Origin of the sequence: Ruegeria marisflavi (assembly GCF_025673445.1) — a bacterium.
In the GTDB taxonomy this organism is placed as follows: Bacteria; Pseudomonadota; Alphaproteobacteria; order Rhodobacterales; family Rhodobacteraceae; genus Ruegeria_B; species Ruegeria_B marisflavi.
Genome location: NZ_JAOVQN010000036.1, coordinates 19,934 through 28,790 on the forward strand (window position 1 = coordinate 19,934; position 8,857 = coordinate 28,790).

General features: G+C 58.2%; 8 protein-coding genes. 5 read left to right on the forward strand and 3 right to left on the reverse strand.

Features of this window, described 5'->3' with window-relative positions; all coding sequences use genetic code 11:
• Both OEZ49_RS21720 and OEZ49_RS21725 read right to left on the reverse strand, forming a co-directional pair.
• Nucleotides 1–438: a tripartite tricarboxylate transporter TctB family protein gene (locus OEZ49_RS21720; protein WP_263390256.1), complete on the reverse strand. Its 438-nt coding sequence runs from the start codon at nt 436–438 to the stop codon at nt 1–3.
• Complete coding sequence (locus OEZ49_RS21725) at nt 435–1,409, reverse strand: Bug family tripartite tricarboxylate transporter substrate binding protein (RefSeq protein ID WP_263390257.1); 975 nt, start codon at nt 1,407–1,409, stop codon at nt 435–437. Before OEZ49_RS21725 ends, OEZ49_RS21720 begins: the two co-directional genes overlap by 4 nt.
• A gap of 193 nt (nt 1,410–1,602) precedes the next feature.
• Here OEZ49_RS21725 and OEZ49_RS21730 point away from each other — a divergent pair, with 193 nt between their 5' ends.
• Together OEZ49_RS21730 and OEZ49_RS21735 are read left to right on the forward strand one after the other, a co-directional pair.
• Nucleotides 1,603–2,529, forward strand: coding sequence for a hydroxymethylglutaryl-CoA lyase (locus OEZ49_RS21730; RefSeq protein WP_263390258.1), 927 nt, complete (start codon nt 1,603–1,605; stop codon nt 2,527–2,529).
• A gap of 5 nt (nt 2,530–2,534) precedes the next feature.
• On the forward strand, nt 2,535–3,662 hold the full coding sequence (locus tag OEZ49_RS21735) for a CaiB/BaiF CoA transferase family protein (RefSeq protein WP_263390259.1): 1,128 nt from the start codon (nt 2,535–2,537) through the stop codon (nt 3,660–3,662).
• Between the two features lie 459 nt (nt 3,663–4,121).
• On the opposite strand, the gene OEZ49_RS21740 is transcribed toward OEZ49_RS21735, so the two are convergent.
• Nucleotides 4,122–4,754, reverse strand: a complete 633-nt coding sequence (locus OEZ49_RS21740) for a tyrosine-type recombinase/integrase (protein ID WP_263390260.1) — start codon at nt 4,752–4,754, stop codon at nt 4,122–4,124.
• A gap of 287 nt (nt 4,755–5,041) precedes the next feature.
• Here OEZ49_RS21740 and OEZ49_RS21745 point away from each other — a divergent pair, with 287 nt between their 5' ends.
• The 3 genes from OEZ49_RS21745 (at nt 5,042) to OEZ49_RS21755 (ending at nt 8,135) form a co-directional block, all read left to right on the forward strand.
• Complete coding sequence (locus OEZ49_RS21745) at nt 5,042–6,460, forward strand: winged helix-turn-helix domain-containing protein (protein WP_263390261.1); 1,419 nt, start codon at nt 5,042–5,044, stop codon at nt 6,458–6,460.
• A gap of 202 nt (nt 6,461–6,662) precedes the next feature.
• Nucleotides 6,663–7,580 carry a dienelactone hydrolase family protein gene (locus tag OEZ49_RS21750; protein WP_263390262.1) on the forward strand — a complete coding sequence of 306 codons (918 nt, stop codon included), beginning with the start codon at nt 6,663–6,665 and terminating at the stop codon, nt 7,578–7,580.
• 111 nt (nt 7,581–7,691) lie between these two features.
• Entirely contained in the window at nt 7,692–8,135 is a 444-nt protein-coding gene (locus OEZ49_RS21755) for a cupin domain-containing protein (protein WP_263390263.1), read from the forward strand.
• Nucleotides 8,136–8,857: the final 722 nt, after the last annotated feature.

Below are 8,857 nucleotides of genomic sequence, written 5' to 3' on the forward strand. Positions count from 1 at the left end.
TCAGCCTCTGAAAAGGTAACCGAGAAAGGCGAGGGGCAAACCGAGGATTTGATCGAACAGGACCCACAACGTCAGCGACATGGCCGCGCCCAGGACCAGTGACTTGACGGCGTTGCCGCCCAGAACGATGGCAAGCGCCGAAATGAGCCCGAACGTGGCAAGCGGAAAGCCAAGCGGTTTGAGCAGCCACGCGTAGCCCAGCAGAACCGCGATGGCGATCGCCTGCCTTACCAGATGCGCGCGTCCTGCCCATTCGACGCCGCCACCCGGAAAAACGACCAGCGACCCGGACAGCAACATCGCGGGAATCCCGACAATGAGCGTAAAGACGGAGGGCCCCAGAACGTCACCGAATGACACGGTGTAGGATTGGCCGTAGTAGGTGTAGACCGCCGCGATCACGAAGATCACGGCGGCCAGAACGCGGGTACTCGTCACTCGATCACACCGATATCACGAGAGATATCAGCCGTGACTTTTTCCTGCTCGCGGATGTAGGCTTCGAAGTCAGCGCCACCGCGCCAGATCGGCACGAGACCGAAGTCAACCGCAGCCTTCTGCCAGTTCTCGGAATTGTAGAGCGTCTCAAGATTGGAAACCCACTGGTTGTAGTCCTCGTCGGACACGCCGCCACCGGTGTAGAGGCCACGCCAGTTGTAGCCTGTCATGTCGATGCCCTGTTCCTTCATCGTCGGCGTTTCGGGGAACGCGGGGATGCGTTCATCCGACATCGCTCCGATCAGGCGAATGTCACCGGATTCGACAAAACCGCCGATCTCCGAAATATCCGTCGACACGACATCGACTTGTCCACCGATCAACTGGGTGACAGCGTCCGTACCGCCGTCGAACTGAACCCAGCGGATGGCCTGCAGATCTTCGACACCGGCTTCACGGGCTGCAATCAGCAGCCGGATATGGTCCCAGCCGCCAATCGAAGAAGAACCTGCCGAGGTCAGTGACGACGGATCTTCCTTCAGCGCGGCATTGAGGTCTTCCATCGATTGGATGTCGCTGTCGGCTGCAACCGCGACCACACCGACGTCAGCCCCAAGCATTCCGAGCCAGCGCATGGCGTCCACGCCGGCGGGGTATTTGCCCTGCGCGATCTGCGTGATGCCTACCGTCGATGTCGCGACGATAAGCTCCGGATCGTCCGAACGCTCGCTTGCCACCATCGCAAACGTCACGGCACCGACGCCACCGGGCATGTTCGTGACCTGGACGTTGCCGTCCACAAGGTCCAGTTCCGTCAGGATCCGGCCGATCGTGCGGCAGGTGAAGTCCCAGCCGCCGCCCGGATTGGACGGCGCGATGCATTCCGTCGCAGCTGCCGGAACTGTCGCGGCGGCCATGAAACCGGCCGCAACGATTCCCAGCTTTGTCGCATAAAGTGTTGTAAGGCGCATGAATTGTTCCTCCCTGAAGCGCATTCGAACAAGCGTAGCGAGCGCGCGGCAGAATATGAAATGGCAAAACAAGAGGGCAGCCATCGCAAATCGCGATGCCTGAATTCCCTTTCGCGGCTGCATATGGTAGCCCCAGTAGAACCGGGCCAACGCAACGCGGACGCGCCCATGAAAATTCCGAAGCGAGGAACAGATGAAGGTCGAGTTGACGGAAGTAAGCTCTCGCGATGGGCTGCAATCGGAGACCGCCCCGGTTTCAACGGCCGACAAGATCGAACTGGTCGAACGGTGCATCGATGCCGGGCTGAGGCGGTTTGAAGTCACCAGCTTCGTGTCCCCCCGTGCCGTTCCGCAGATGGCGGATGCCGAAGAGGTTCTTCAGGGGCTCGGCACGCGGGACGATGTCGTCTTTCAGGCCCTGGTCCCGAACCTGCGCGGGGCGGAACGTGCCGCCCGCTCGGGCGTGCACGAATGGGTGTGCTTTCTGTCGGCGACCGAAAGCCACAGCCGGGCCAACAGCAATTGCTCGATCCAGGACGCCATCGCGCGCCTTGAATCCGTTCGCGAACTTGCCGCGGCAGAGGGACGTCGTGCCGTCGCGGCACTTGCCGTCGCATTCGGCTGCCCGTTCGAGGGTGTGACGCCGACGGCGCAGGTACTGCGCATTGCCGGTGCCCTGGTGGACATCGGGTTCGAGGAATTGAAGCTGGGCGATACCATCGGCACCGCAACCCCCAGCCAGATCAGGACGGTCGTGACTGCCCTGCGTTCCGCCTATCCCGATTTGTCACTGGTCCTGCACCTTCACGACACGCGCGGCTTGTCTCTCGCCAATGTCCTTGCCGGTCTGTCGCTCGGGATCACACGGTACGAAAGCGCGCTCGGCGGCACCGGCGGCTGTCCCTTCGCGCCCGGTGCCACCGGCAACGTCGCAACGGAGGATCTCGTGCATTTCCTGCATGCCGAAGGCCACGAAACAGGTGTGGACTTCGACCAACTCGTGACCCACGGGCGCTGGCTGTCAGGTGTGCTGGGGCGCGACCTGCCCGCGAGATTGCAAAAGGCGCCGCCCATCGGGGCGACACGCCCCCTCGACGCCGCCGCACGTGCAGTCGGCTAGTCCCGATGAGCCTGCACGGAACCCGCGTCATCGACCTGACCCGCGTGATATCAGGCCCGTTCTGCACGCAGCAGCTTGCGGATCTCGGCGCAGACGTCATCAAGGTCGAAGGCCCCAAGGGCGATCCGCTTCGCGCACAAGGCAGCAAGATCGACGGGATGAGTGCCTATTTCGCGTCCTTCAACCGAAACAAGCGGTCGGTCGTTCTTGACCTGCGGACGCCCGACGGGATGGCGGTTCTGAAAAAGCTGATCGCAGGCGCGGACATGTTGGTCGAAAACTTCAAACCCGGCACAATGGCCAAGATGGGTCTGTCGGACGCAGACCTTGAAATGCTCAATCCGCTCCTGATCGTTTGCCACATCTCCGGCTTCGGCCAGACCGGCCCCTATGCCGCCCGCCCGTCGTTCGATTTCGTGGCGCAGGCGATGAGCGGCTTCATGTGGACGAACGGAGAAGACGGCGCGCCCCCGTTGCGGTCCGGCCTGCCGATCAGCGATCTCGTGGCCGGCCTCTATGCGGCGCTCGGCTGTACTGCGGCACTTGCGGTTCCGACCGAAAGCAGAACTTTCAAATCCATCGACATCGCGATGACCGACAGTATGGTCTCGATGCTGGCCTACATGGCGACCGAGGTGTTTGCCACCGGCCAGGCGCTGCCGCGGGTCGGCAACGATCATCCGCTTGTGGCGCCCTACGGCCTTTTCGAGACGTCGGACGGTCACGTCGCGATTGCGGCATCGAACGATCAGATCGTGGATCGACTTTTCTCGCTGCTGGACTGTCGGCATCTTTTCGACGACCCGAGGTTTGCAACGAATGACGCGCGCGTGCGGCACCGCGATGAAATCCGTGCCGAAGTCCAGGCCAGGTTGGAGGGGCGGACGACCGAATCTTGGCTGGAACGGCTCAATGACGCGGGCGTTCCAGCGGGCCCGGTCCTTGATGTGGTCGCGGCGCTCGACGATCCCCAGATCAGGCACCGCGAAATGGTTATGGCTCCCGACGGGGCGCGTGCCGGAAAAATGAAAATCCTTGGCTTTCCCATCAAACAATCTGTGGACGAACCGACGCTCAGGCGTTCCGCGCCGGAATTGGGTGAACACACCGAAGAGGTGCTGTGCCGCCTTTGAAAGCCAAAGCACCCACGCCGGCAAATCCGCGATCACAGCCTTGAGCAGCCAAACCTGCCATCAAGGGCCGCTTTCCGCAGTTTCACGTCGCTCATGCGGTGCGCAGCAAAAGAAGAAATGGGCTCTGAGCCCGTATTCGCGGCGTTTGACATGAACGTCGCCTGCCGAAGCGCGAATGTCTCGGGTGCGAGGAGCAAGGCGAAAGATCAATGGCTTGGCGTTTGTGGCGAATGGCCGGTTTCTTGCGATCTGAGCCAAGGTGCGTGCCGCGGTCGCATTGGGCCGCTTCGAGCCCATTCTGCTAATTGGTCGACAACGCAGCATTCGATAGAGGGCGGGAAGCCGACATTCGCTGCAGGTACGAGCAAAACAGTCAGACCAATAGAAGCTGACATTGAGCAGTTGGCTCCAACAATCCCAAGAGCAAGGTGGACCGCCCACAAAGGACGGCCCAACGGTTCAGATTTCGACAGCTTCCGCGATAGCCAAAGCGTCTTCTAGCTCGACACCAAGGTAACGAACCGTACTATCCATCTTGGTGTGCCCAAGGAGAAGTTGTACGGCGCGAAGGTTGCCGGTCTTTCGGTAGATCTGAGCAACCTTGGTTCGGCGCATTGAATGCGTGCCATAGGAACTTGGCTCCAACCCGATTGATTTCACCCATTCCCGAACCAGGCGGGCATATTGGCGCGTTGAGATGTGCAACCGTTCGTGAAACCGCCCTGGCCAAAGATATTCAGATCCGATCATCAGCGGCTCGTCCATCCAGCGCAGGAGCGACTTCCGCGTGCCTTCGGTGATTTCGAAGCGTACTGGTTTCTGCGTCTTGCTCTGAATGACTGAAGCGCGTTCCTTGACCTGACCGGCAGCGTAAACATCCGCGACCTTCAGCTTAACCAGATCGCACCCGCGCAATTTGCTGTCGATGGCGAGATTGAACAGCGCCAGGTCGCGATGGTTCTCGGCGATCTCCAATCGCACGCGAATTGCCCAGACATGTTTGGGCAGCAGTGGACGTTTCTGTCCAACAATGCGACCCTTGTTCCAGGCGGGACGGTGGGCGCGAATGGCAGGTAAGTTTGGCGTTTGCATGATGGGTCCTCCGATCCACCTCGACCCGCCACAGCGCCAACCCTACGTTGACTTCGAAGTCTAGCACACGCAACTGCTTGTGCGGAAAACTTCCCGAAAAGAGTTTTCTTACCAATCCAGTCTGGTCCCTAGGTTTAATTAGTGGAGCAACCGCCATTGTCGTGATTGATCGCAACGGACATTATTGGCACATTCCAGTGTATGAGTATTGAACGATGAACACTTCTGGTGATTGCCAAAATCATCTGCGACTTGGCAAAGTCATATATGACCCGGACACCTGTCAGTTGATCGACCAAGAGGGTCGTCCTGTTGCAGTGCGTGAAAAATCGCTGCGCCTGCTTTGCAAATTGGCTGAACGAAACGGCGAAATAGTGAACAGGGACGACCTGATCAGCGCGGTGTGGTCAGGAAGATCCGTTTCTGACGACAATCTGGTGCAATGTATCAAGGATATTCGCGCCGTCTTGGGCGACCGCGACCGCCAGCTTTTACGCACTGCCGTTGGCCGGGGCTACAGCTTGCATGGTGTGCGTGAAAAATCCATTGGTCCGGGGGCGCATCCAAAGCTTTTGATCTCCCCGCTTCGTATCATGGGCGACGCCCCGGAACTCATCGAACTTGCCGAGATCGTTACCGAGGAACTGATCATTGCCCTTTCCCCCCGGGCAGGGCTCAAAGTCACCACCGACGAGACACAGCGCGAAACGGCACTTTACGCCATCGACGGGCGTGCGAGCCTGTCTGGTGAAGAAGTCCGTGTGTTCGTGCAACTGGTCAGCGGTCGGTCCGGTGACGTGGCGTTCGCCGAGACATGGAGCATCCCGATCACTGAAGCAGAATTCCTTCCCCGTCAGATCACGGACAAAATCACCAATGTACTGCGCGTCAAAATGTTCAACTATGCAGGCGAGGACTACATCGGCCGCAGCAATGACGAGCTGGACACACAGGAATTGCTGGCCAAGGCAGCCTACCATATGTCGCGGATTCAAATGCAGAACCGGGACGTGGCGCGCAACGCGCTTTCACTGGCCATCGAACGAGAACCGACAAACGCAATGGCCTTGGCGATGCGTGCTTCGGCGGCAGTGCTGTCGATCCTGCAAGAGAGCCGTTCCAAGTTACCTGACGCACCGGAGTACTGCCTGGAGCTGGCCGATCGTGCAGTCGGGATCGCTCCGCATATTGATTTTGTGATGCGCACACGGGGCAGCCTTCGGCTTTGGCTAAAGGGCGACCATGAAGGGGCGCGGGCCGATTGCGAGCGCGCCCTCGAAATAAGTTCGGTCTTCCATCTCGCACATCAGACCATCGCGCTCAGTGAAATTCTCTCAGGTGAACATGCAGCCGGAATCCATCGGGTGCAAAAGATCATGGAACTTGGAACGCCGACCAACCCCCGTTACCCACACTATCTGGCGCTCCTGGCACTTGGCCAGATCCTGGCAGGAGAGAACGATGCGGCAATCAAGATCGCCCAAGAGGGTCATGAACGTGCACCCGGCGACCCATGGTGCAACTATGTCTTTGCCGCCGCCGTCGCGGATCGGAAAGAGATCGCAAATACCGAAAGGTTCCGGCACATGATCGCCAGAAACGATCTGCCCCTTACCCACTTCCGCGATCAGGCTTTCACCGATCTGCGAGATGTCGACATGCTGGAGGAGCGGCTGGCTCTTGCCGGGTATCCGCGCACCGCCTGACTAGCGCAGTAGATTACCCGGATCGTTGTCCCCACCCGGGTGTCTGACTTCAGAATTATTCAGATCAATTTCAGGCGGATTTCCTGCACCGCGCAGCCCATTGCCATAGGATCGATCTTGAGGTGTCGAGGGTCACGTTGCCAAAGGAAAGCGTTGTCAACAACCCCTGGCAGGAAACACTGTCCTGTAAGGAGCGCGCTAGATGCATAGTCAGAGACATTTTTCAACAAAGTCAGCTTCGAATCGTTTTGGGGTGGCGCTTCCTCTCAAGGCATCACTGTGTGCACTTGCCATGGTCCTTGTCAAAACGGAGAGCGCCACCGCTGGTGAACAAGTCACCTTTGAGACACCTCCGGTCCAACCGTCTGCCTTCAAAGTTAGACGAGCCGCGGCGAAGGGGATAACCCTTGAACCCACTCCCGGAATGACCCTGAGCGGGATTTTATCAATCCCCGGCGGTGACGGACCTCATCCAACCATTATTCTCCTACCCGAAAGCATTGAAGCGCGTCATTCCTATGTGGCGTGGGCTGAGTATCTGACGGCCAATGGTTTCGTGACACTGATCGTCGAGAGCCTTGTTTCCCGGGGCGAAACCCATTTGCGAGATGATCTTCCGATGAATCTCCTGGAAGACGTGCAAGGTGCGCTTTCCTTCCTTACTGCCCTCGACGAAGTGGATCAGCACCGAATTGGTCTTCTTGGAATCGGCATGAGTGGGTGGTTCGTTCAACGATCCCTTGATGTGAACTTCACCAGAGGAGCGCACGACATTTCGTTCTATGCAGGTGTGGTGGTTTATCCGCATTGTAATCCGGACATGGAGCTCAATGCGCCAATTCTTGTATTGGCAGGGGGGGATGATACCCGGATATCATTGGCAGCTTGCCGGGCTTTGATCGATTTGAACAAGCCAAGTGAGCCGCGAACCAGACTGAAGGTATACCCTCAGGCCACGCACTTTTTTGATAACACCGCCTATGCAAAGACCCCTGAACTTCGTGATGAAGGTTGGGTCGAGCCAGGTTGGTTTGCCCAAAACCACTACGATCCGGAAGCTCGTGCCGATGCCGAACGGGAAGTCCTGGATTTCCTCAGATCGGTAGGCGCTTCCGACTAGACAATCAGGTGCAGGAGAGTTGCGTGAAAGTTGAAACGCAGCTCACTCAGTGCAATCCGAAGTTTAAACTGACGAACTTAACCTAGTTCCCTATAACTTGGAGATGGACCTATGACCGCGCTGAAAACGCTAGGATTGGCGACCACATTGATAGCCGCGCTGGCAGTCTCGCCAGCATTTGCAGACAGCCATTCCGGCAATACAGCAAAGGCACTTGCGGGGGTGGAATTCGTACCAATAGGGGATCTGCCGATTGAGTTGGCCGTTCTATGGGGCAACCCCCAGGAAGGCGAATCTGCCGTCTTGTTGAAATTTCCCCCCAATTTTCCAGGTGGAATGCACACACATACCTACGCATATCATGCGGTTGTCGTGAGCGGTGCTTCGAAGCATTGGACCGAAGGTGAATCCGAAGCCGACGCCCGGCTGCAACTGCCCGGGGATTACTGGTACCAAATCGGCGGCCAAGTGCACCAAGACAGCTTCCCAACTGATGCGGAAACGATTTTGTATCTGCAATTTGAAGGTCCTATGGACACCCACTTCGTCGAGTAGCTGAAGGTTGGGCGCCCAATATGCTTGCGACGGCCGGTTTGGAGGACAAAAATCGATCCTAGCCTTCAGCGCAGCAGGTTTGCGTTGCACGGTACGAGCTCGGTCCGACGTCAATGCACGATACGATGCAAAAATCTTCGCCAAAAAAACTGATCAGTCGCATTCTCCCAACTAGCGTTTTTGATTGCACCCCGAATTCGCGGTCACCGCGAAAGTCCGTTCTGACGGGCCGCAACGCAGCGTGAAGAGACCACGGCGTATGACTGCTTTGGGCCGTTCGCACCAGTTGAAACCGATCAGTCGGAGGTCTGGAAAGTCCGCAACGCGGACCTTTGCACTGTTTTCAGCCAACGTCCGCTGGAATAGAAAGCTGTCATTTCCTGTATCGCCCTAAGTCGATGAGGAAGCATCATTCATACTGGCGGCACGGTCTGCGGTCGCAGGAATGGGTCGAGACCAGGGCAGAGATCAACGAACTGGTGCGAGAGGCCAGAGAGTTTGAGCGCAAGCTGTTTTTGGAATGATGCGCGGGGTGTTGTTCGCACGCCCATAAACACTGGGAGACATACCCACGTTGTCTCAACTTCAATGGCAGCTTCTAACAACAGCGGCCGTTCGGCAAATCTGGGGGAACGACCGGGATGCGGACAAACCGGACGGTTGCATCCGCGGCAAGTCCTCTCGTCCAGGTGACTGCCCAGGAACTAGACCCTCGCTGCGGC